At 41.0% G+C, this 24,799-nt stretch carries 18 protein-coding genes and 1 pseudogene; 10 read left to right on the forward strand and 9 right to left on the reverse strand.

From position 1 onward, the window contains the following. The first annotated feature begins 4 nt into the window (after positions 1-4). From WKR92_RS12940 to WKR92_RS12965, 6 genes are all read left to right on the forward strand, one after another. Positions 5-3,019 (forward strand): type I restriction endonuclease subunit R, encoded by a 3,015-nt coding sequence (locus tag WKR92_RS12940; protein ID WP_375558254.1) that lies wholly within the window; start codon positions 5-7, stop codon positions 3,017-3,019. Positions 3,020-3,075: 56 nt separating this feature from the next. Continuing rightward, positions 3,076-4,185, forward strand: coding sequence for a YaaC family protein (locus WKR92_RS12945; RefSeq protein ID WP_375558255.1), 1,110 nt, complete (start codon positions 3,076-3,078; stop codon positions 4,183-4,185). A 91-nt stretch (positions 4,186-4,276) separates the two neighbouring features. After that, positions 4,277-7,108, forward strand: a complete 2,832-nt coding sequence (locus tag WKR92_RS12950) for a DUF8426 domain-containing protein (protein ID WP_375558256.1) — start codon at positions 4,277-4,279, stop codon at positions 7,106-7,108. A gap of 4 nt (positions 7,109-7,112) precedes the next feature. Then, the gene (locus WKR92_RS12955; protein ID WP_375558257.1) at positions 7,113-8,528 is read left to right on the forward strand and encodes a 5-methylcytosine restriction system specificity protein McrC; all 1,416 of its coding nucleotides are present in this window, start codon (positions 7,113-7,115) and stop codon (positions 8,526-8,528) included. A 370-nt stretch (positions 8,529-8,898) separates the two neighbouring features. Further along, positions 8,899-9,597 (forward strand): Fic family protein, encoded by a 699-nt coding sequence (locus WKR92_RS12960; protein WP_375558258.1) that lies wholly within the window; start codon positions 8,899-8,901, stop codon positions 9,595-9,597. A 71-nt stretch (positions 9,598-9,668) separates the two neighbouring features. Further along, positions 9,669-10,634 (forward strand): hypothetical protein, encoded by a 966-nt coding sequence (locus WKR92_RS12965; RefSeq protein ID WP_375558259.1) that lies wholly within the window; start codon positions 9,669-9,671, stop codon positions 10,632-10,634. Here WKR92_RS12965 and WKR92_RS12970 read toward each other — a convergent pair. From WKR92_RS12970 to brnQ, 6 genes and pseudogenes are all read right to left on the reverse strand, one after another. Next, positions 10,624-10,827 (reverse strand): annotated as a pseudogene (locus WKR92_RS12970) (DUF805 domain-containing protein); the annotation flags it as partial. The gene WKR92_RS12965 and the pseudogene WKR92_RS12970 sit on opposite strands and share 11 nt — an antisense overlap. Before the next feature lie 81 nt (positions 10,828-10,908). Further along, on the reverse strand, positions 10,909-11,139 hold the full coding sequence (locus WKR92_RS12975; protein WP_375558260.1) for a VF530 family protein: 231 nt from the start codon (positions 11,137-11,139) through the stop codon (positions 10,909-10,911). 81 nt (positions 11,140-11,220) lie between these two features. Further along, positions 11,221-11,346 (reverse strand): hypothetical protein, encoded by a 126-nt coding sequence (locus WKR92_RS12980; protein WP_375558261.1) that lies wholly within the window; start codon positions 11,344-11,346, stop codon positions 11,221-11,223. Between the two features lie 269 nt (positions 11,347-11,615). Beyond that, entirely contained in the window at positions 11,616-13,172 is a 1,557-nt protein-coding gene (locus WKR92_RS12985) for a RagB/SusD family nutrient uptake outer membrane protein (RefSeq protein ID WP_375558262.1), read from the reverse strand. Between the two features lie 22 nt (positions 13,173-13,194). After that, positions 13,195-16,302 carry a SusC/RagA family TonB-linked outer membrane protein gene (locus WKR92_RS12990; RefSeq protein WP_375558263.1) on the reverse strand — a complete coding sequence of 1,036 codons (3,108 nt, stop codon included), beginning with the start codon at positions 16,300-16,302 and terminating at the stop codon, positions 13,195-13,197. A 389-nt stretch (positions 16,303-16,691) separates the two neighbouring features. Then, positions 16,692-18,005 (reverse strand): branched-chain amino acid transport system II carrier protein, encoded by a 1,314-nt coding sequence (brnQ, locus tag WKR92_RS12995; protein ID WP_375558264.1) that lies wholly within the window; start codon positions 18,003-18,005, stop codon positions 16,692-16,694. Between the two features lie 97 nt (positions 18,006-18,102). On the opposite strand from brnQ, the gene WKR92_RS13000 reads away from it, so the two are divergent. Next, positions 18,103-18,660, forward strand: coding sequence for a HEAT-like fold family protein (locus WKR92_RS13000; protein ID WP_375558265.1), 558 nt, complete (start codon positions 18,103-18,105; stop codon positions 18,658-18,660). On the opposite strand, the gene WKR92_RS13005 is transcribed toward WKR92_RS13000, so the two are convergent. Further along, positions 18,657-18,977 carry a DUF493 domain-containing protein gene (locus WKR92_RS13005; RefSeq protein ID WP_375558266.1) on the reverse strand — a complete coding sequence of 107 codons (321 nt, stop codon included), beginning with the start codon at positions 18,975-18,977 and terminating at the stop codon, positions 18,657-18,659. The genes WKR92_RS13000 and WKR92_RS13005 overlap by 4 nt on opposite strands. Positions 18,978-19,124: 147 nt before the next feature. On the opposite strand from WKR92_RS13005, the gene WKR92_RS13010 reads away from it, so the two are divergent. Then, complete coding sequence (locus WKR92_RS13010) at positions 19,125-20,549, forward strand: glycoside hydrolase family 76 protein (RefSeq protein WP_375558267.1); 1,425 nt, start codon at positions 19,125-19,127, stop codon at positions 20,547-20,549. 3 nt (positions 20,550-20,552) lie between these two features. Here WKR92_RS13010 and WKR92_RS13015 read toward each other — a convergent pair whose 3' ends face one another. Next, positions 20,553-21,395 carry a universal stress protein gene (locus WKR92_RS13015; protein ID WP_375558268.1) on the reverse strand — a complete coding sequence of 281 codons (843 nt, stop codon included), beginning with the start codon at positions 21,393-21,395 and terminating at the stop codon, positions 20,553-20,555. Positions 21,396-21,548: 153 nt separating this feature from the next. Here WKR92_RS13015 and WKR92_RS13020 point away from each other — a divergent pair, with 153 nt between their 5' ends. Continuing rightward, the gene (locus WKR92_RS13020) at positions 21,549-22,268 is read left to right on the forward strand and encodes a FadR/GntR family transcriptional regulator (RefSeq protein ID WP_375558269.1); all 720 of its coding nucleotides are present in this window, start codon (positions 21,549-21,551) and stop codon (positions 22,266-22,268) included. 13 nt (positions 22,269-22,281) lie between these two features. Continuing rightward, complete coding sequence (gene nhaC / locus WKR92_RS13025) at positions 22,282-23,745, forward strand: Na+/H+ antiporter NhaC (RefSeq protein ID WP_375558270.1); 1,464 nt, start codon at positions 22,282-22,284, stop codon at positions 23,743-23,745. Between the two features lie 66 nt (positions 23,746-23,811). Here nhaC and WKR92_RS13030 read toward each other — a convergent pair whose 3' ends face one another. After that, positions 23,812-24,723, reverse strand: a complete 912-nt coding sequence (locus WKR92_RS13030) for a sugar phosphate isomerase/epimerase family protein (RefSeq protein ID WP_375558271.1) — start codon at positions 24,721-24,723, stop codon at positions 23,812-23,814. Between the last annotated feature and the right edge of the window lie 76 nt (positions 24,724-24,799).

Raw genomic sequence — 24,799 nt, forward strand, 5'->3', positions numbered from 1 at the left:
CACGATGAAAACCAAGTATAACGAACAAGCTTTAGAGTCCTTAATTGAAAAACGCTTAACTGGCACCTCTCTGGAGGAGATGAAAGCTGAGCAAGTGGATTTCGATCAGCTGAAAGAGACACAAGGTCAGTATCTTACTGGCGGTGGTTATTATTTGGGATCACCGCTTGATTTTGATAAGCGCTACGCTCTAGATACTTGGCATTTCTGGGAATTCCTAGAGAATACACAAGCTGAGGAATTAAAGAAACTAAAAGTTTATAGCGACTGGAAGCTTAAAATCTTGGAACGCTTTGATCGAAAGGTGAAAAAGGATGGTATTCTAAAGTTGCTGAAAAAAGGCTTGGAAGTCGATAATGCATATTTCACGTTGTTTTACGAAGCTCCAAGTGCTAGTAGTGCACAGACCACACGAGAGAACTTTCGCCGTAATCAGTTTTCCGTCACACGGCAAGTGCGGTATTCGTCAGTGAATCCAGGGGAAGAGATTGACATGGTGCTGTTTGTTAATGGTATTCCTTTCTGTACCGTAGAGTTGAAAAACCCATGGACAGGACAAACGGCTGCTTCTCAAGGGATCAACCAATATAAGTTTACTCGTGACAATAGTCAGCCTTTATTGCAATTTGGACGTTGTTTAGTGCATTTTGCAGTAGACACCGACGAGGTATATATGAGTACCAAACTGGAAGGTGGGAACTCTACATTTTTACCATTTAACAAGGGTAATAATTTTGGTAAAGGAAACCCGGTTAATCCAAATGGACATAAAACCGCTTATTTGTGGGAGGATATCTTTAAAAAGGAAACCATTGCACGGATTATTCAGCACTTCATGCTACTAGTGGGTGACAATAAGGACCCCTTAAAGAAGAAGTTTTATATTTTTCCTCGCTACCATCAATTAGATGTAGTAGACGAATTAATTTCCGACGTGAATACAAATGGTGTGGGGAAGACTTATCTCATTCAGCATTCGGCCGGGTCGGGGAAGTCTCACTCCATTACGTGGACAGCGTTTCAGTTAATTGAGGTAGAAGCACAAAATGGAACACCACTTTTTGATTCGGTAATTGTTGTTACCGATCGCAGAGTGCTGGATCGGCAATTGCGTGATAATATCAAGAGCTTTTCTGATGTCAAGAATATCATCGCTCCTGCCTTTTCATCGAGTGATCTACGACTGGCACTGGAAAGTGGTAAACGGATCATCATTACTACGATTCAGAAATTCCCCCATATTCTAGATGATATTGAAGAAATGGGTGATAAGCGCTTTGCCATCATCATTGACGAAGCGCACAGCAGTCAGGGAGGTTCTGCAGCTGATAAGATGAATCAGGTATTGGGTAATTTAGAAAGTAATGAAGAAGGTGAGATTGATGCTCAAGAGTTGATTGTTCGAGCTATGCAGGCTCGTAAAATGCGTGATAATGCTTCTTATTTCGCTTTTACAGCAACACCTAAAAATTCGACATTAGAACGATTCGGAACGAAGCAGGAGGATGGTTCGTTTAAGCCTTTTCACTTGTACTCCATGAAGCAAGCGATCGAAGAAGGCTTTATTTTAGATGTCTTAGCGAACTATACTACATATAGGAGTTACTATCAACTACAAAAGTCAATTGAAGATAATCCTGAATTCAACACCAAGAAAGCACAGCGTAAGCTGAAGGCATTTGTCGAGCGTGATAAACGTACGATACAGGCCAAGGCGGAAATCATGTTGGATCATTTTAGGCAGAATGTCTTCCAGAAAAAGTTATTGAAAGGTAAGGCAAAAGGAATGGTTATTACGCAAAATATTGAAGCTGCAATTCGTTATTATCAGCAACTCAACCACCTCCTGAATGACAAAGGTAACCCTTTCAAAATTATTATAGCGTTTTCGGGAACCAAATTGGTGGATGGAGTGGAGTATACGGAAGCAATTATGAATGGCTTTCCGGATGGGGATACCAAAGATGAATTCGATAAAGATGAATATAAATTGTTGGTGGTCGCCAATAAATACTTAACGGGTTTTGATCAGCCTAAACTTACGACCATGTACATCGATAAGAAGTTGCAAGGTGTATTGTGCGTGCAAGCGCTCTCTCGTTTAAATCGATCTGCACCGAGATTAGGCAAGAAGACAGAGAACCTGTTTGTCTTAGATTTCTTTAATGATAGTTCGGACATCAAGGACTCATTTGATCCGTTTTATACGGCTACTAGTTTAAGTGAGGCAACCGATGTGAACGTCTTGCACGATTTGAAAGACGTGTTGGACGAGTCTGAGATATACGAGTGGAGTGAGGTGGAGGAGTTCAATACTAAGTTTTTCTCAGGTGTTATTGCTGATGAGCTAAGCCCGATTATTGATACTGCTGCCGACCGATTTAATCATAGCTTGGACTTGAATGAAGAACTGAAAGCAGATCTTAAAATCAAAGCTAAGCACTTTGTAAAAGTATATGGGCAGATGGCAGCGATTATATCTTTTGAGAATATGAACTGGGAGAAGCTCTTTTGGTTTCTGAAGTTCTTGATTCCAAAAATGATTGTTAAGAAAAAAGAAGATGACCTGCTTGACGAATTACTTGAGTCGGTCGATCTTTCCACATACGGTATTGAACGCGTCCACTTGAATCAACGTTTGACATTGGATCAAGACGAAAGTACGCTTGATCCTGCGAATGCGAACCCTCGGGGTGCTCATGATGAAGGTGATAAAGCTGAACTAGAAGATATCATTAGAGATTTTAATGATCGATGGTTCGCAAGTTGGGAAGCGACGCCTGAGGACAAAAGACAAGTCTTTTTTACCTTTACAGAGAAGATCACCCAGCACCCAGATTACCAAGAGAAGTTTTTACACAATAGCGATCCATTCACAAAAGAGTTAGCATATAATAAAATCGTGGAAGATGTAGCCAAAGACATGCGTAAGGTACAGCTAGAGTTTGCTAAGCAATGGTTGGATCAGAACTTTAAAGAAGATTTTAAAAATAGTACGCAGAGGTATTTGGGAAGGTAGGGGAGTGTGGCTCATACTCGTTGGTTTAGGCATTTTGAAATTTAAATTTTTAGTTAATGAAATTAGAGGATTTAGGTGAAATAGCTCTTAGGGATTATCGCCCCGTAAGATACTTTCCGTTTCAAAATGAAGCAGGTTCTGCTTTTATTTTAACATCGGAGCCGTTCAATTATTTAGAAGCATTTCTAGAGTCTGAACTTAATTCCGTAAAAAGGGACTCCAGTAAAAAGAAAAAGGAAAATTTAAGTAAAGCAATTTATTTCACAAAGCTCTCCCAGGACTTTTTTAATTCTTCCTTGACCGCGAATATGCCTTCAAAAGGCACTCTTTTGTATTATTCATTTATTAATCTTGTCAAAGTATATTTAATAAAAAATGAGTATAATCTCGAAAAGAAATTAGAACACCACGGCTTGACTTTGCCTCCTGATAGTAAGGACGTCTTAAAGTTGATTAAAAATGGAGATGATGGTATTTCGATATTTCATGAATTCGCAAAAACTTTGGGAAAGGAAATTGTGAACGATACCGGTAGTACTATTAAGTTCCAAGAGCTGTTGAGAGACCTTCCTGAAATTCATGAAATATGTTATGCCTTAGACTTATTTCCATTAACCAAAAGAAAGTTTTTACCGGTTGATATAAATATAAGGACCAATGCTAACCACAATAAAATCTACTACACGTTGTCATACGAGAAAAAGTTTGATAAATTAATGAAGACTGAAAAGCTGTCGAAAGGAATTTTTAAAGAGTTACTTGATCGGCAAGACATTATAGATGATACTCGTTGCCATCATTTTAAATCAACGTTGATTCTAAGGTACACCAATAAATCTGATATTAGTTGGAAAAGGTGTTATCCTAAACTCATTGATAACATAAATAAGCTCGGAATTTCACCTATGATTACTAGAGGGGGGTATCGGTTTTATTTAGATTTAGAAAGTTCAAGGTTTCATCGTCTGTCAAGTATTTTGGGCTTTGCTTTTTATCTTGGAACAGTTGGAAGATATAGACCAACATTAAATGAAGATATTTTAAAAGGCCGATATCAATCGGCTATAAATGAGGCCATAGTTTCATGTCCACATCAATTTTTTTACTTACTAGTGAGTTATATAACAAAGCAAGTTTGTGCGGTGCCGATGGCGAAAATTAGTTGACGATTAATGATTTTGGAATATTATTAGTTTAACAGAATGTGTCAGTGCGAATTAAAAGCTTCCTCGATCATTAAAATAAAGAAATATTTTTATGACCAATAAATACCAGATTGTAAACGAATTTATAACAACTTGGCCTGTTGAACGGGTTGAAAAAATGACTCTTGATGAATACTCTAACTTAAACAAGAGTGATTCATTCTGCTATTGGCTTGAGTCTCGTACCAGTGAGATTGGGGGAATAGGTGGGGGCTCTGCGTATAAATTTGGTGTTTTTCGCCGCAGTGGCAGTGCTGACAAGTCAAATAGCAGAGGTCTTATGACTGACGGACAGTACGGCTGGTATGAGAAATATGGAAATACTGCACAGCAAGCCTTTGAGGTTGTCAAAAAACATATTATCAGTATTATCGATGCGGTAAAGCGTAAGGATTATACCGCAGTTGAAAATATAGATCTGGGGCAAGCCGTAAAATGGAAAATTGCATTCCTGTATAGTGATTACAAGATCTTTAATATTTTCAATCCTAAGAAGCTTAGAACTATCGCTCAGAAATTAAACCTAAACCCACCAAAGAGTATTTCGTTTTTTGAATTGCAAAATCTCGTATTGAAAAACAAACCTACAAACGAAGATTTTTTCGAGTACTCTATTAAAATTTGGAATATGGATAAAGACGGGCCCGCCAATAATAATGATAAACAATATTGGTTATTTGCTCCAGGTGAGAATGCTAAATATTGGAATGAGTTTTATGAAGAGGGAATTGTGGGCTTAGGATGGGACGGGATGGGAGACCTAAGTCAATATTCCAGCAAGGAGGAAGTGAAACTGGCGCTGATCGAACTTAACATGGGAGACAATCCATACAACGCTACAGCTGCCAATTGGGAGTTTGTAAATGATATGCAAGTAGGTGATATCATAATTGCTAAAAAGGGGAGGAACACTCTTTTGGGGTACGGAGAGGTGATCACAGATTATTATTACGATGAAAATAGAACAGGTTATAAAAGTTGTAGGGGTGTAAAATGGTTAAAGAAAGGCGTGTGGCGGATCGACCACTCTTTGGTGTTAAAAACACTAACCAATATCACACCCTACGACTCAGAAGTAGCGAAGGATACGAAATATTATAAATATATATTGCAGCAGATGGACTCAAATAAACTATCATACAAAGACGAATTTAAACAATGGTTGTTCTCGAGGACAACAGTCAAATCAAATAAAACAAGTTCCTACATTAAAGCAATAGAAATCCTCTCGACTATTCTCGATCGTAATATTTTTGAAGTGGATGATCTTGACTTCTTAGGTGAACTCTACAACGAACTAATTAAAGAGCAGCGTTTAGAAAACGGTAAGTACTATCATAAAGATGCTCCTTCATACGGAAAGAATGGGTATTATTCAGCCGCAATTAAAGAGTATACTACCTTTCATCAAACCATAGGTGTTAAGTCCGATCATATGGTAGATGTTTTAAAATACAAGAAGCAAATTATTTTACAAGGTCCCCCCGGAACGGGAAAAACTCGGGAAGCCAAGCTGATAGCACGAAGCTTTATTCCACTAACTGATGAAAGAATAAAAGAGAAAGTTCATGCGGGGTTACAAATCTCAACGGTAAAAGGCGAGGTTACTTATTCCGTAAAAAGCAATGAGAATAATAAAATAGTTTTAGAAAGAGAAAAAGGGACAATAAATACGATTACGTATTCGAAAATCTTAGATTCGTTTAAACAGGAGAGATGGAACAATGAAGTGGATAATAATGATGACCGAATGGCCGTTGCTGTCGCAAAATATCTTTTTGATAATCTACTAGTCGATAATCCGCAATTTAAGTTGATTCAATTTCATCCGAGTTTTACGTATGAGGATTTTGTTCGAGGTATTGTTTCAAAACCAAATGAGGACGGTGATGGAATTTTATATGAGGCTGAAAATAAAATACTAGCTGACTTTGCTCAGAAGGCTTTAGGAAATTATAAGGCGTCTCAGATAAAACCAGAGAAAAAAGAAAACTATAACGAAGAAGTTTTTGAAGCCTTCATAGCCTATATCAAGGATGAAATCGCCCAAAGTGACGACCATAAATACCCTATTACTGATGCTGTTTATTTATTTACGGCCGATGAGACGCGCTTCAAATACAAAGGAGATAAATGGGTAGCCCATCAGAAGGGTCTAAATATGAAGTTTTCCGAATTGGAAAAAATTATTCATTACGGAGCAAAGGAGCGTCAGGATATCAAGAAAATGACTGAATTAGAAGAGTTATCCAGGCAACATGCAACCTATTTTATCAAAGTAGTAGAAAGATATAGGGAGTTTGAAAAGACATTTCATCCCTCGTCGAAGACAGGCGAGTCCCCAAAGCTACATAATTACATACTTGTAGTGGATGAAATTAACCGTGCTAATCTATCATCAGTATTAGGTGAATTGATTTACGCTTTAGAGTATCGTGGTGAAGCTGTCGAGTCGATGTATAAAGTTGGGGACAATGATTTAGTGCTTCCTCCTAATCTTTATATTATAGGTACAATGAATACAGCAGACCGAAGTGTAGGTCATATCGATTACGCTATAAGGAGAAGATTTGCTTTTTTGGATTTATTGCCAAAAGATTTGTCGGAAGATGAAAGCGTGAATTTTGCGTCTGATCTTTTTCTTGAAGTAAAAAACCTTTTTACGACGGATGATTATCAATCGAGATCTGCTTATCTTTCACAAGAGTTTGAACCGAAAGACGTGGCGCTGGGTCATTCATATTTTATTGATAAGTCTGATGAAGGTGGCTCGATAGATATTCGTCTAGAATATGAGATTAAACCAATTCTGTTCGAGTATGTAAAAGATGGGGTATTAAAGGAAAACGCATTAGAAAAGATTCGTTCATTACAGGTTTTTTAAGAACATGGGGTTGCTTTTAACTGAACATAAAGCATTAAGGTATAGTAAAATGCTGTCGGATAATAGTTCTGAAGAACATATTCCCTTAGCCCTATTGAAGTCGTTTAAGTCAAAGAAACTATTTAAAAATCAAACGTCTAGTATTGTTCTTTCTGAAACAGAAACAGAGTATTCGCTTCAAGCTGATTACTTAATTGGCGTCGATTGGTTGGTGCCTCAAAAGAGATACATTCAGGTAGCACCAAAGCTCAATCGTGAAGTGTCGGTTGTTTTTGATGAGATTACAGATACTGAAGATGATCCTGATGGTCATCAGGAAGATAAGCAATATCAACAGCGAATTGAAGATGCTGACTTATTTAAGCAAGAGGAGGTAGATTATCTTAAAATGTTGATGACTATTGCTGGTGATTCTTATTTTGATTCATATTTGGATGATCTATTTTATCTTGATTATGAAGCTCATCCAATCGAGTTGCAATCACAGCAAGATATGTTAACTCCGTTGTTGGTTGTAAGGTACCTCAAACTGGTTCGACGCATTGTTCAAAAAGGGCTTAAAAAGTCTTATTACCGAAAGCGGGAAAACCTGAATAATAAAGTAAGAGGTAGAATACTTGTAGGCCAACATATAAAGCAGAATATTTTAAAGAACCGTCCAACGAAAGCGTATTGTGAATATCAAGTTTTTGGAGTTGATAATGCAGAGAATCGTTTTCTAAAAAAAGTATCAAAGTTTGTTGCACTCTATGTCGATACGCATTCGAGATTATTTCATAGTAGTATTAATGAGATTAAAAATACCCTCCATTATATTTCACCAGCCTTTGACTTGATTAAAATTGAAGTTAGTATTGATGAATTACAACATGTAAAGCATAACCCTTTTTACAACGAATACAAAGAAGCTATTAAAATTGGAAAACTTATTCTTCAACGGTTTTCTTATAATATTACTGTAGCACAAAACATTGAAAAAGTATTCACGTCTCCATTCTGGATTAATATGCCCGGGTTGTTTGAAATGTATGTGTGTGCTCAAATGCGCCTAGCCAATATTGACCTTCAAAATGTTATTAAATTTCAATTTAGTACATATGGTAACTCTTTGGATATTTTGGTAACGCATGAAGAGTTCCCCATGATAATCGACGCGAAGTATAAGCTGAAATATCAAAAAGGGCAGGTTCATGATGATATTAGGCAGGTATCAGGATATGCAAGATTAAGAAAGGTTCGAAATGAACTGGGCATCACAGAAGATTCTGATGAAATAATAGACTGTCTAATTATTTATCCTGATCTTCAGAATGGGATTACTGATTTTTCCTTAGCTAACATCAAGGCTCTGAGACAACCTATTCCATCATACCATAAGGTTTGGAAGATAGGAGTGAAGGTGCCAATTATCGCAAGCTAAATATCTATTGCTCAAGAAATACCCCGAAAATGGTTGAACTCTTTAAGCAAACAGCAGTATGTTTTGGCTGAATTGGGAAAACAAATGGCGAGTCGATGATTAAGTAAAACTGGTGCTTGAAATGGATAAAGCCTCATGGAATTCCCAACCCTCCGGAATCATTATCAATATGAAACCTAAAATCACTATAGAAAAAATTAAAACAGATTGGTTTAGGAAGCCAAAGTACAGTGCTTATTTTTTAGGTCTAAGAAGAATCGAATAAAGTAATTTTTAAATATTATTGAATAGTGTGCGGTGAATAAAGCCTCTATTCGCCGCATGTTCTGCGGTGAATAATTGTATATTTACCGTATCGACACGTATTGGCATGGCATTTTATATACATCAGCGGCGCAATTGGACAAATTTTCAATGGAATGAAGAAGAGTTTATTCACCTTAAGGTCGAACTGGAGAATAGGACGGCTACCCAGATTACATCCAAAGAACGCATAGATCGGAGACTGTGGAATCCAGTAGCTCTTCGTGAGGCGATAATAAATGCGATCGTTCATAATGACTTTACACGAGAAGTACCACCTAAGTTTGAGATATTCTCGGATCGGATTGAAATTACTTCAGCAGGTATTTTGCCTGAGGGATTAAGTGAAGAAGAATTCTTTGATGGAGTTTCGATCCCACGTAATCGTGAGTTGATGCGTGTATATAGAGATTTGGAACTCGTAGAGCAGTTAGGATCAGGAGTGCCGCGGATTTTAGAAAGTTACGGTAGAGAATGCTTCCGTTTTATGGACAACTTTACACGGATGACTTTTCCTTCAACCGAACAAGTCACCCCGCAAGTCACCCCGCAAGTAGTTGCACTCTTAAAAGTGTTTGATGGGGTTCACAATAGAGGAGAACTGCAATTAAAATTAGGTTTGACTGATCGCGAGCATTTTAGAAAGACTTATTTGCAACCAGCGGTAGATAATGGTTTCGTTGCTCTAACAATTCCCGACAAGCCCACTAGTAGCAAGCAGCAGTATGTTTTGACTGAATTGGGAAAACAAACGGCTAATCGATGAATTAGGTAAAACTGGTGCTTGAAATGGATAATGTCTTATGGAATCTCCCCACCTAAGGCATCAATATCAATATGAAATCTAAAATCACTATTCTTCTACTGCTGTGCTCCTTAATGAGCTTTGGTCAGTCGCGGGAACTTTTAAACGAAATTAGTATCGATGTGGGTAAGGAGCTTGAGGGGAGCGAACTAAGAGGTAGTCGCTATTGGTTCTATTTTAAGAAGAATCAAGAAAATGAAATTAAGCGTACTAATGAATTTCGCTTTCCGGAACATCTAAATCCGACGATCATCAGCCTCCTGGAAAAATATGCGGATAGTCTTGTCATGGATGAGGTATACCGATTGAGTGTCTATCACGATGTATACTCCTCAAAGGTATATGCTTATGCGGATACTGTGTTCTCGCATGATGGTGTGTTTGTAAACTCAAACAATTATTTAAGCCGTCCTAAAATTGGTCTAGGACAATTTCAGGACAAGTTACATGATGAGTTGCGGAGTCATCAGCAAGAAGTAGATACATTCAGTCTGTCTGACTGGCGGAAGCCCATTTTTATCTTGGTCGAACCATTTGATGAGAAACATCAAGTAATCACGGAAAATAAGTTAGTTAAATATCTGGACAGTTCGCTGAATGTACCATGGAAGAAGCCCATCTACCACGCAAATCCGATTAATGCAATCGCCGAAATTAGACTGCGAAAAGGGTTTCTTTCAATCGATAAGCTGAATCCAGTTTATCGATATCATGACTTTGTTCGCTTTTATTTCGCATTACGTCAACAATATAAAAATACATGGGTGGGTTTTGTAGATAGAGAAATTGATTTGCCTGACAACCCTGAACTCATGGTGTCGGTTATTTTTAATCCGCTAACTTTAAAAGTTGAAAACCCAGTCATTCACAACAGTGACCCTGAAAAGGCCATGCTATTAATTGATTGGATTGAAAAGTTGAATTTGTCCGAACGTATGTTTTATTGGCGATATATGGCCGAGGCCAAAAGAACATATTACTTTACCGTCACGCCATAACCATCTTCGGATTTTCACCATATTTATTGGGTCCATACTTGCTATCTGTCAACAGAAGCACCAATAACCAGATTCCTCCAATGACGGGTATTAAGCTTATGAAGATCATTGCTCCACTGTTACCAGTATCATGTAAGCGCCTAACGGTTACCGCAAGACCGGGGATCAATGCTGCTACAGCGTAACAAGTATATAAAGGACCGTAAAAATTGTAAGGGTTTTATAATTGTCTAAAGTTATTGAATACTACTAAATTAAAAAACTGAAATTGATTTTACAGTTTCCCTTTCCTCAATAGCTTGACGTACAGGTTTTCTACTTTGGTTCTTGCCCAAGGGGTTCTTCTTAAGAAGGTTAAAGACGATTTAAGACTTGGGTTTTCATTGAAACACTTAATCTTTATTTCCTGTCCTAGTCCTTCCCAGCCCTTATAGTGTGCGACTAAGCTTTCGATGATGTCATCTAACCGTTTTCCATGTAACGGATTATTGGGTTGCTCTTGCATATATAAATTGTGGGCTATAGTTTGCTAATTAATATACAATTATAGCGAATCTAGAGATGAAATAATAATTGCTGAGTAAATCTATTCTTGCCAACTAGCATCAATGAGCGCCATTGAAAGCGCTGCGACGCTAACCATGCGGACATCCACCGTTCCTTTTCGAACATATTCCCACGGCGGCGCCAACAAGGTATCACCCGCTCCCAACCATGTTTTAAATGGACAGTTAACAAACCCTGATCAATCAGTAAACAAACAGTATTCAAACAGTCATTTTACCAGGGTATGAGGACTGTTCAACCACTGTTTGACCACTGTTTGACCACTGTTCTTCCTGACAAAGTTAAAAGCGTTTTCTCATCATGATTCCATAAGAATTGAAAATCGTGGCCGGAGTTTGGAACAAATAAAAAAGAGGCTGTTCGGTTAAATGAACAGCCTCTTTGAATAGGGTTACCGTGATGGTAAGTGTGCCCTTAGTATTCAGGGTTCTGATCCAATTCTTTATTCAGATCGAGCTCGCCAAGTGGGATAGGCCACCAGTAGTCGCGTTTCGGATCAAAGCTGCGGACTTCGAGCTCTTTGCCATTGTAGGCGTGGACTGGGCCACTCAACATTTCTTCGCCGATCATCCAGCGACGGATGTCATTATAGAAATAACCTTCGCCTACAAGTTCGATGCGGCGTTCGTGGCGTATTTCTTCACGAAGGGTTTCTTTGGTATGACCGGGTTCAATGTGCGGCATATCAACGCGATCGCGAATGGCGTTGAGTGCGTCGTAAACTTGGGGCGATGGGCCGGAGAATTCATTGAGTGCTTCAGCATACATCAGTAGGACATCTGCATAGCGAATCACCATGTAGTTGGTTTCCGACTGCCCACCTTTGAGATCGGCTTTGTCGGATGGTGGTTTCTCCTCATCATAGATGCTGTATTTCTTCATGCCGTAACCGGTGACAGCGAAGCGGCTTTCACTAACCGTTTCACCCATATAGGTAGCGCCAGGATAAACGATGGTCATGTCCATGCGTGGGTCGCGGTTGGCGTAAATATTATCCGGATCGTACAAATCTGACTCGTTGTAAGGTAGGCCGTCCTTCATGTAATAGGCGTCGATCAACTCCCGCAAGGGGGCGTTGGTGTTGTACTGACGGCAGATTAAGTCAAAGGAGTGGCCACCGTCTGGATAGATGTATTGAATGTCGAAGATAACTTCTTCATTGTTCTCATTCTCAGGTAAAAATAGAGCTCGGTAGTCGGGGTACAGATCGTACTGACCCAGGTCAATCACGGCCTTGGCTGCTTTCGCTGCTGCATCCCATTTTTGGATGTCATTGTTGGTGTTAAACAGTGGGCTGGCCTCAAAGAGTAATACTCTTGCTTTTAAAGCTAGTGCGGCACCTTGGGTAACGCGACCAACATTGGCGCCGGAATAAGAGGGTGGGAGAACAGGTGCTGCTTCATCTAAATCTTTGATGATTTGAGCTACGACCTCGGCTCGTGGTGTACGCGGAAGATCTCCTTGCTCGAGTGCCGGAGGGTCTAAGATTAAAGGAACATCACCATAATAGGCCTCTAGGAAGAAATAATACAAGGCTCGTAGAAACTTGGCTTCGCCCTTCATGCGAGCTTTCTTTTCTTCATCGATATCTACTCGATCTACATTCGCTAGGAAGGCGTTGGCACGACCGATTCCCATATAGGAGCGAGCCCAGCGGTTGGCGATAACGCCGCCGGTGGTTTCCATTTGCTTTCCAGAAGCGATGGAATTGAAGCCTTTGGCATCACTGTAGTTATAAGCATTTGGCGTGGCTGTGTCCTCCCAAAGTGGGGTAGCCTCATTGCCATAGATGCCATCATAGCGCAGGATATTATAAACGCCTGTTAGGGCGGCGTCTGCTGCTGCTTCTGAGTTCCAGAAATTACTTTCTACGTATTTGTCGTCCGGACTGCTGTCCAACAGGCGATCCCCACATGAGCCGAAAATCAAGCTGCTGATTAGGATTCCGTAACATATTTTATTGCGTAACATATCTTTTCCGTTTTTTTAGATTTTAAAAAGTAACATTAATTCCACCGCTGAGGGTTTTAATCATCGGGTAATGGTACAGTGAGCTTACATTTACCGATGTTTCCGGATCATAGTCTTTGTACTTGCTAAAGGTGAAATAGTTCTGGAGGTTGACGTATAAATGGATGTTCTGTACTTTAATCTGAGATAACCAACGCTCAGGAAGGCTGTAACCCAATTGGATGTTACGGATACGTAAGTATGATCCATCGCGTAGCCAGAAGTCGGAGCGTCTGAAGTTAGCCTGACCGTCTTTGGCTTCGGTTACAATTGGTAGTCGTGCATTGGTGTTTTCAGGTGTCCATGCGTCCGTTGCCCATTCCCAAGTAGCGTTTGCCCCATTGTTGAACGGGAAAGCAATGTTCCCGGTAGGGTAAACTTTCATGCCGGCTACTCCTTGGAAGGTGGCGCCTAGGTCAAAGCCCTTGTAGCCTACGTTGAACTGTGCTCCGAAGGTATATTTCGGCATAATGGATGATGAATTCATTACGACACGGTCGTCTCCATTAATAATTCCATCTCCGTTGACATCCCGGTATTTGATAAAGCCTGGAATGGTACCTGAACCTTGGTCTGCCCATTGCTCGATTTCTTCATCAGTCTGGAAGATGCCGACTGCTTCTAAAAGATAATGCGAGTTCATCGGTAAGCCTTCTTGAGTAATGGTGGACAGGTTCGTTCCGTCGTCATAAAGGATCTGACCGTCTAAGTCGATCACTTCATTTTTATTGTAATTGAAGTTACCGGATACATCATACCACCAGTCGCCTTTTTGATCGCGATAAGCTAGGCTTAGTTCGTAACCTGTATTGTCTACGGTACCAACGTTTCTTTTCGGACCACCGAGATTACCGACTTGTGCCGGAAGGTTGACCGTACGCAGGATGTCGGTAGTACGTCTTTTATACACCTCACCTGTAAAGCTTAATTTATTATTGAAAATTCCTAAATCAACACCCAAGTTATAGCTGGTTGTTGTCTCCCAGGAGATATTCGGATCGGAATAGGAATTGGTAGCCGCACCGGATACCAATGCGCCGCCGAAGGAATAGTCTTGTCCGAGTACAATGGATTGTTCGTAGCTATAAAGTGAAACAGCCTGATTACCCATGGAGCCCACGGATGCTCTTAACTTGAAGAAATCAAAGAAACTGTCTTCCATAAAGGTTTCTTTATCAAGACGCCAAGCTGCAGATGCTCCGGGGAAGAAACCCCAACGCTTTCCGGGTGCAAAGCGTGAAGATCCGTCATAACGAGCGGTTAGCTCTAATAGGTATTTCTCTTTGTAGTCGTAATTAGCACGTCCGAAATAGGAGATCAGGATATCTTCGGTAGAAGAACCGTTGATTGCCAATCGTTCTGTTCCAACGCCGATAGCGGTAAGTGATCCGTCTAAGTAACCGGTGGTCTGTGCATCAAAGCCTTGACTATGGTACCAGTCGTAACCGCCACCGATCATCAGGTTCAAGTTGTGATCTTCCGAGAAGTTACCCGCCCAGCTTAGGGTGTTAAATATGTGCAACTTCATGTCGTTGTAATCGTAGTTATAAGCTCTAGGCGCAGTAGCTGGGTTGTTCCATGTCTGGATGATGGGATCTCCATTTTCATCTGGTTGGTTCAGTTGCTTGGTCATATGCGGTACAAAGCGTTCCTGAAATCCATCGTATTTGTCCATACCCAGTTTTGCGTGGTAGGTTATGTTGAACGGCAATTGATAGTCAGCGTACAAGGTGGTTAAGAAACGTTGCACCGTTTTTTTATAATTTCCTTGTTCCGCAAGCATTCTTGGGTGCTCCCAGTTGTTTCTTCCTTGGGTTCTGATGGTCGGCACGCCATAAGCGCCATTGGCCAATGTATCGGGTAAAAGAGGCAAGGCGCGCATCACACCTTTCCAGAAATCACCGTTCCCGTATACCGGTTGCGTATAGTTCCGGTAGTAACCGTTTAGAGTAAGACCCACTGTAAGTCGGTCGTTAACCTTCGCAGACGTATTGATGCCGAGCGAGTATTTGTTCTCATTATTATTTGGACCAATGACAATACCGTCGCGATCAAGGAAACCTACTGACAGACGGTAATTGATCGTTTCTGAAGAGCCTGAGAAGCTTAAGTCGTGCTTCTGCATCAGGCCGGGCTCCATAGCAATGTCAAACCAGTTGCTCGCCGGATATAAGTAAGGGTCTTTACCTACGCCTGCTTCATAAGCTGCAATTTCTTCGTCAGAATATTCCGGTTGCGACTTCCCGCTGTTCAGTCCGGCCTGGTTTTTCAAACGCATATAAGCCAATGGATCCCAGATGGCATCTGGTAGGCGAGTAGCTTCTTGCGATCCTATGTAATAGTTATAATTTACTTTCGATCTTCCTTTTCCTGTTTTGGTGGTTACCAAGATAACCCCGTTTGCAGCTCGAGAACCATAAATGGCCGCCGATGCATCCTTCAGGATGGTGATGTTGGCAATGTCTGCTGGGTTTAACTCGTCCATAGAATATTCAATCCCGTCTACCAAAACCAAGGGGTTACTATTGTTCAAGGTACCGACCCCGCGAATGCGGATGGTTGCTCTATCAACCCCCGGCATACTGTTGCTCAGGTTGGTAAACAAGCCTGGGACGCCGTGAAGTGCATTACTCACATTGGTGATGGGCTCATTTTCTCGATCTTCCATGTCGACTGTCGTAATGGCCCCCGTTAGATTTTGCCTTACTTGTTCTCCGTAACCAACAACGACTACATCCTCCAAGTTGTTAGTAGACCGCTCCAAAACGATATTCAGCTGACCCGTGTTTTGATTGACGGTCACGGTCTGCGACTGCATGCCGACGAACTGAAATTTTAATTCTGTGCCGACAGCTACGGAAACACTGAATTGCCCGTTATTGTCGGTTGAGATCAGCGGCTGATTATTAGCCATAATGGAGACTCCTGGAAGGGTGCCGCCATCTTCTGCAGCTTTAACGACGCCTTCTACTGTGACCAACTCTTGGGCTTTTATGCCGAACGGAAGCATGCAGATAAGCAGGCTAAAAGCTGCCAGGTACCGTATTAAATACCGCTGCTTTTGTTTAAATAAAAAGTCGAGATTTTTCATTTTACTATGTTTATGAATGGATTGATTGAATGCCGCAAATAGACTCATCTTAAGGTTAATTTAAGTTAATATCTGGTTGTCTTTAGGTTAAATATTTGTGAACACCTTCCGAATTAATTGATTCGAAAGGGTTCGAAGTTTGTTTTAATGCGCTTCTTTGATATAAAAGAAACTAAACACAATAATAATAAACATTATTATAGAAAACAAAACTAAAAAAGAAATAAATCGAAATTGTAAAAAGTTTTTTTCTAAACGATCGGAGGTCAAGGTTTGTTAGCCTACCATGAAACGTCCGAAAATATTCTCAGGAATGAGTAAACGACAATACTGGGCATTTAAGTGGTTCTTCTTAGTGCCCTTAGGGATTTATCTTACAGGTCGTCTGATTATGCTTGCCGTGCTTTTAATTGATTCTTGGAACCGCTAATTGCCCAGGTAGTAAAAAAGAAGATTGCTGATGGTACTACCCAGCCGAGTTCATAATCAAAAAGAGGAATATTACTCAGTACTTGGATGCTGTAGCTGTCGGGGCCGATCAATCCTAAGTGTTCTAGCAAATGAAACATGGCAATGACTGTGGAAGCTAATAGTGCAGCAATGTAGGGTAGTCGATTGCTTACTATGCGGGAAAAGAAAACAAAATAGAGAACGAGTGTGATAGCGATAGGATAAACAAAACTCAAGATAGGATAAGCAAAGCTTATGATATTGTCCACCCCGGTAATAGATAGGACGCAGGATGCAATACAGCAGATGGTAACCAACAGTTTATAACCTAGTTTTCCTTTGCTCAGATTAGAGAAGAAGCTACCAAAAGCAGAGACGAGCGCGACGGAAGTAGTTAGACAAGCTAGGGCGATGGAAATCGCAATGCCGAGGGTGCCATAAGCGCCCAAGACGGAATGGGAGATGTGCATGAGTAGTTCGGAGCGCTTTATGCCGGTATCTGATACTCCTGAGGTTGCGCCCAGATAAATAAGTCCGCCGTATACAATAAACAAAAAAATAGATGAAAGTGCCCCCGCAGTGATAACTACCTGCATTTTTGAGCGGGTGTTTTCATAACCTTTGGTTCTCGAGGCGGCAATGATGATCCCAGCAAAAATGACGGATGCTAAGACGTCCAGTGTTTGATAACCTTCAATAAAACCCAAGGTAAAAGATTCGCCGGTACTTAAAGAAGACTCACTGAAGCTGTCGACTGGTGAAAATATACCTATGAAAACTAAAAAGATCAATAGAATAAGCAGTATCGGCGTAAGAATGTTGCCGATGATATCAACTACACGGGTAGGGCGTATGGTCAACAACCAGGTTGCTAGGAAAAAGACGATAGAGGTCCAAACCGGTCCGGAGCTTGGAAAGGAAGGCAAGATACCTACCTCATAGGTTGTAGCTGCCGTTCTCGGGATGGCGATTAGCGGGCCTATACATAGCATAATGATGGTCCCTAGTATGGGCGACAGGTAGGGGTGTATTTTGGCTCCCAGATCTTCAAAGCGTTCTCCGGCCTTAACCACCGAAAGGATTCCGAGAAATGGTAATAAGATACCGGTGAGTCCGAATGCCAAAATGGTAATCCATACATGGCTGCCAATTTGTATTCCTATATAGGGGGGAAGTAACAGGTTTCCTGCACCAAAGAACATGGCGAATAGAGCAAAGCCTATGGTGATGATATCTCTTGTCTTTTTATTCAATTTTTTATCGGCTATAATTCAAAAAGCACGCAAAATAGGGATTTTTTACTATTTTTCAACAGGAATCTAAAATCTGTTCAAACAAGTGTATGAAACGATGTCAAAAGAAGAGACGAAGGCATTGAAGCAGCGACTTTCCAGTCGTATTCACATGACTGATATTCGGTCGATTATCCATTATGTGCAGGGCAGCGATGAAAGAAAGCAAGAGCTGTATGCTTTGCTGTTCGACACGGATGAAAAGGTGGTGGCTTATTATGCTGGCTGGGTTATGAGTCATTTCCCCAAAAAAGAGAATGAATGGTTGTTCGATAAGCAGGATGAGTTAATCGACTTGGCGATGGATTGTAGGTATGATGGTTTGCGTAGACAAGTTCTTACGATTCTATATAGACAGCCTATGAGGAGGTCAGAGCGTGTGGATTTTCTTGATTTCTGTATGGAAGCGATGTTTTCATCTAGGCAACCTTTGGCGGTTCAGTCGCTTGGTATAAAAATAGCTTACGAGATTTGTCGTTTAATCCCAGAGTTGAACCAGGAATTGAAAGCGGCCTTGGATCTGGTTGATGAAGAAGAGCTTTCTCCAGCCATCCGCGCCGCCAAAAGAAATGTTCTGAAAGCAATGAAGACGGGAAAAAGCTTGCAGAACTTTTAAAGCATCATAACATCCGGAATTTCTGCTACTTTTTTATAATAGTCGATTACTTCATCGGCGTTATTAACATATACTTTGACGGTAACGGATGTGTATTTGCCGCCAGAAGACGCTTTTTCTGAGAATTTAGCGCTAGGATGATCAAATATAGCTCGCACCCGATCGTCATTGCCAGAATCACTCTTAATGATAAATTTAAAGGTGTAAAACGATGGGAACTGTTCGACAGCATTTAATTTTTCCTTGAAGTTGGTATAGAAATCTTCGGTAGGATCCTGAATGTCTTTAATGTTGATTTTGTTGTTGAAATCTGTCATTTTCACTCCTTTACAAATACATATCAATAAACGTACCTAGCTTGTCATCAGGAAATTTTGTCATAATTTTTAAGGTTAGTAAAAGGATTTAGCACACGAATGTTATATTTGAGGATGCTACGAAAATTACAAAACCTAATTATGATCATGGCGCTGGCATTCGGCGCTACATTTATGGCAAGTTGTGGTATACAAGCCAAGAAGGAAGCAATCAATCAGAAAGAGGGGCAGTCGACCGGCCTGGCTCAACAAAACTTGGAGCGGGGGATGTCAATCCTTGACTCGGCGGTATCGCATTATCTCATCGGCGAGGAAATGGCGATGGCACGTTATTATGATCCAGCGACAGGCAAGGCGTCAGATGAACGAGGCAGTGTGTGGATGTATACGAGCGCTATTGAAGCGGTCAATGCGATTCTTCATTCGCTTGAACTGGCGAAGGAAAGTGGCAATAGCAAGATCTATAAACAGAACTTTAATCGCTATACCCAATTGCTTTCAGATTTATACGATAATGCCGATTATTACTTGGGAACCTTTGAGTTGACCTCCTTTACCCAAACAAAGACTTGGTCTGTTTATGCTGTGGATCGGGTTAGTCAGAAAGGGGAAGCTCGGGTAACCGGTATTTACAATGTTTATGACGATCAGATGTGGTTGATACGAGAACTGTTGGAGTCGTACCGACTGACGAAGGAAGAGCGTTATCTGGAAAAAGCTGAGTATCTGACGGAGTATGTGTTGGATGGTTGGGATACAACTAGAGACGTAGACGGAAATGAGCATGGAGGGATTCCATGGGGGCCGGGATATGTGACTAAACATGCTTGTAGCAATGGTCCGCTCATAAGTCCACTAGTTTGGTTGCATGAGATTTATGCGACTAGCGATGATCAAATAGAATATCGCTTTGTGGATCCGTCTGATAAGGAAAGCCGGAAGTCTGTAATGCGTCCCAAAGCAGAGCACTATTTGGACTATGCTGAGAAAGTATATGAATGGCAAAAGGTGAAGTTGTTGAATACAGAGGGTGTATATGCGGATATGATGGGCGGATGCGGTCGCTGTAAAATAGGTTATGAAACGGTGGACGGAATTAAGTATCGCGCTAATACGCGTGTGACCGAGGCAGTTGGACAGCCGTATACCTATAACAGCGGTACGATGCTTTCGGGGGCAGCCGATTTGTATCGGGCGACCGAAGACGCAGATTACTTGAATGACGGAAAGGCACTGTCAGATAACAGTTTCCGTTATTTCGCGACACTTGATAGGGATCTATCGGGTCACTATAGTTATCATATCGGTGGTTTCCGTAACTGGTTTAACGGAGTGCTGCTACGGGGTTATTTGGATATGTATCCGGAATATCAAGCAGTCGCGTCCTATATTCAGTCTTTTCAGAAAAATCTGGATTATGGATTCGAAAACCATAGACGAAGAGGTCTATTGCCGACAGATTTGCTGAATGGCTGGGGACAAGAGCAAAGTGAGCATGGGGTGGAAGGAATGTTCCAATTCACCTTTGCTGCTGAATATGCCGTATTGGCAAGGTTTCAGTACGAGCGATAAGCTTTATCCTGCGTGAAAGAATACAGGGTTTTTGAGCTCGTGTGCTAACGCTTTTACTAAGTTTCTGGAAAAAAGTCGGCTAATAAAGCTTTTCCGCTCTTTGGTAACCAGCAGGATTCCTAGTTTTTGGGATTCAGTTAGCCGGAAAATATAATCGGGGAAGTGTTCGCGCACGTCCAAACGTTCTATCATTTCCTGGGCAACACATTCTACTTGTTCGAGACCCGCTTCTGCTTTAATCTGCTCTGCCCAGTTTTTTAAGTCTTCCTTCGTCTTGTCACTATTTTTCTCCATCATATGGAATAGAATCAAGCTTTCCGGTTTTCCAAAAATATGAATATAATCCTTCAGAACTTCAAACTCGGATTCTTTGAAGTTGGTGAGCAGACCCACGCGAGAAAGAATTGTTGTAAAGGGCTGTTCTGGAACGGCGAGCGTGGGTATCGATGTGTTTTTGATTACATCGAAGGTATTGCTCCCCATCACCACACTCTTCAAGCCGGTAGCTCCCTTGGTTCCCATAATAACCAACGCATACTTGTCCGTTTTTATAGCTTCTTCTATCACGGTACTCAGAACACCCTCTTTAATTTCACTGGTAATTACAAGTTCGGGAAACTCAGCTCGCAGATCGTCAAGGAATTGCTTCATGTTTTGGCTGGCGATATCCGTCTCGTATTCGTGGATCTCTTGATTGAATTCATCAGTTGCAAAATTAGATGAATAAGCGAGGTAGCTATGAATGAGATGGAGCGACCAGTTCATGACTTTGGCTAAGGTGGCTGCATAACGGGTAGCGGCTAGTGCATTTTTCGAAAAATCTACCGGAATTAGTATTCTGTTCATGATGTTAGTATTTAAGGTCTTTGTCGTTGACTTATAAATATACTTAATATTTATAAAAAAATTTAAGTTATACATTCTTTTAACTATTTTGGGATGTTTTTAACACATAAGAATAAAATTGTTTCAAGGAGAAGTAATTTAGAGAACCAAATTATGAGAGATAGCCTGAAAGAGATTGACAATAAATCATTGGTAGATAGGGTTGAAAAGCAACTGATAGACCTATTTATTAGTAAGAAGGTCAATATGGGTGACCCTATCCCGAAGGAAGTGGAGTTGGCCGAGATCTTAGGTGTGAGTAGGACAGTGATTCGAGAGGCGCTTTTGCGCTTGAGGATGATCGGGCTTATTGATTCGAAAAAGAAAAGAGGCGCGGTATTAACCAATCCGGATTTGATGAGCTTGCTAAAGAAGGGTTTATACCCGACGGTTCTATCGAATGAAACCTTAAGGGATATGTTTGAAATGAGATTAGTCTTGGAGGTGGGTATGGCCGATCTTCTGTTTAAACATATTACGAACGAAGATATTCAGAAACTGGAAGAGATAGTTGCAAATGAACCGGAATTGCCAGATCGGACGATTTTTTCGATAGAACATGAGGTGGCTTTTCATAGTACCTTATACGATATCAGTAAAAACAAAACGCTTAAGGAGTTCCAACAAATGTTATTGCCCGTATTTGAATATGTTCAATCGAGCGGTTTACTGGAGTCGGTTACAGCAGGCGATAAATTTACATCGCATCAGGATCTCGTTGAAATTTTGAAGACGGGCGATGCAGAACAGTTTCGAAATGGAATGAGAAGTCACTTAGATAGTCATTATCATCGCATCGGAATACCGGCGGATGCAGAAAAGCTGTCAACGTGAAATAAAAAATCGGATGGATCAACCAATCAAAGAAAATCGGGAGCTTTCAATCTGGGAGGCTCTAATTCCTGTATTTTTATTAATAGTGATGTTGTCATACAACGTTTTTGTCTATGGTGACGATTCGTTAAGTGGTAGTAATCAGTTTATTTTATTGATGGGCGCTGCTGTAGCGGCAATTATTGGTTTTTTGAATAAAACCAGTTATAAGCAAATGCTTGATGCGGTTGCTAAGAATTTGGACACGACTACCGGGGCTATTTTGATTTTATTGATGGTAGGCGCCTTGGCTGGGACATGGCTGTTGAGCGGTGTCATCCCCGCTATGATTTATTATGGTCTCCAAGTATTAAGTACTGCGATTTTCTTACCCGCGGCCGTGATTATCTGTTCAATCATATCCTTGGTAGCCGGAAGTTCTTGGACCACCTCCGCTACGGTCGGCATTGCGTTGATTGGGATTGGTGGTGCATTGGGTATTCCGCTAGGGATGGTGGCCGGTGCGGTGGTTTCTGGTGCCTATTTTGGCGATAAGCTTTCGCCTTTATCAGATACAACAAATTTAGCAGCGGCCATGGCTGGAACCGACCTGTTTACTCATATTCGTTATATGACTCTGACAACGGTTCCGACTTTGGTTATTACATTAATCGTTTTTTCGATTATCGGTGCGAATTTGGATGTTCAGGGCACTGCAAATATCGAGGGGATTCTGACGTCCATTGAGTCCTCTTTTAATATTACCCCTTGGTTGTTTATTGTTCCCGTACTCGTTATTGGTCTGATTGTGAGAAAAACAGAGCCTCTGATTGCGCTTTTGCTTGGGACGGTGTTGGCTGCTGGGTTTGCAGTAATTTTTCAATCAGAACTGCTGCACGTACTGAGCGGTTCTGATAACCTAACTTTTAAGGCAGGATATAAGGTTGTTATGGATGCTATTACGGTGTCTTTTACAGTGCCGACCGATAATGAGACCTTGATGGATTTATTTGACTCGGGAGGTATGGCGGGTATGCTGCCAACCATTTGGTTGATTATTTGCGCAATGGTATTTGGTGGCGTGATGGAGGCGATCGGTGCGTTAGCAAAGATATCGCGTTCACTTCTGAAAATATCTAATTCGATCTTCTCGCTCTTTGCGAATACGGTAGCGAGCTGTCTGATGTTAAATATAACGGCGTCGGATCAGTATTTGGCAATTGTGATTCCTGGTAAGATGTATTCTCAGGCCTTCAAGGACAAAGGCTTGGCACCGGAAAACCTAAGTAGGACTCTGGAGGATTCAGGTACAGTTACATCGGTATTGGTTCCTTGGAATACCTGTGGAGCTTATAATGCAGGGGTGTTGGGTGTTGACACCTTGGCTTACTTGCCTTATGCGGTCTTTAACTACGTGAGTCCGTTTATGACATTGCTATTCGCCGCTCTGAATATCAAGATAAAAATGTTATTGCAAAAAAATACAGCAGAAGCTTAATTCCTTGTTAAACTCCTGCTGTTCTTTGTAATTGTAATCGGACCTAGCTTTAGGAACACAAAGGACTTAGGTCCATTGATCATTTATAACATCATAACTCTGTTTGATAGATTCAAATGCATCCATAGCGAAGTTTTCTTGTTCAACGAACATATGCTTTAATCCAGCTTTATCGCGAGCATCATAAATGCTTTGGAAGTCGATACTTCCCGATCCTATTTCGGTATTAAGTTCAGGTTTTGCTTTATCCATGTCTTTCACATGCCACATGGTAAATCTACCCGGATGCTTGTCGAATAAGGCAAGTGGATCATTGCCTGTGCGGACAACCCAGTACAGATCGAGTTCAAAGTCGACCAGTGCCGGATCGCATTCGGCCAAGAAGATATCATAACCTCTACTACCATCAGCTAGGGTTTCGAATTCGAAATCATGATTGTGATAGGCGAACTTCAAGCCTGCATCTTTACAGATTTCACCCATTCTGTTCATTTTATCTGCAATCAGTTTGTACATGTCGGCGTCGGTATGTAAGTCTTCCGAGAGCCAAGGAAGGGTAATGTATTCGTTTCCGATGGTTTTGGCAGCTTCAATAGTAGCCATCAGATCTGTCGTTGCGTCAGTGCGCAAAAACTCGTCGAATCCATAGTGTCCGCTCGTACTTTTGAGTCCATGGTCATCCAATAGCTTTTTGAATTCGGCAGGAGTCAGTCCCCAAAAACCAGCTTTGCTGCTGAAGCCAAAAGGCTCTACATCGCTGTAGCCAATCTTCGCTACCTGTTGGATAACACCGCTGACGTCTTGTCCAATGTATTCACGCAGGGTGTAGAGTTGCAGTCCGATTTCTTTTGCAACCTGATCTGCGTCATCATTTTGTGCGCTTTCATTGTTGTTAGTAGAGGTTCTGCATGCTGAGCCCAAAAGGACGCCCGCAGCAAGTAGTGCTGACTGCTGTAAAAATACTTTTCTATTGGCCATAGGTTTTAGTTTAGGTGAAATCAGATACTGTGATTTAAATAAAATTGAAATTAAATATAGAAAATCTATTTCAATA

Origin of the sequence: Albibacterium profundi (genome assembly GCF_042159835.1) — a bacterium.
Classification (GTDB): Bacteria; Bacteroidota; Bacteroidia; order Sphingobacteriales; family Sphingobacteriaceae; genus Albibacterium; species Albibacterium profundi.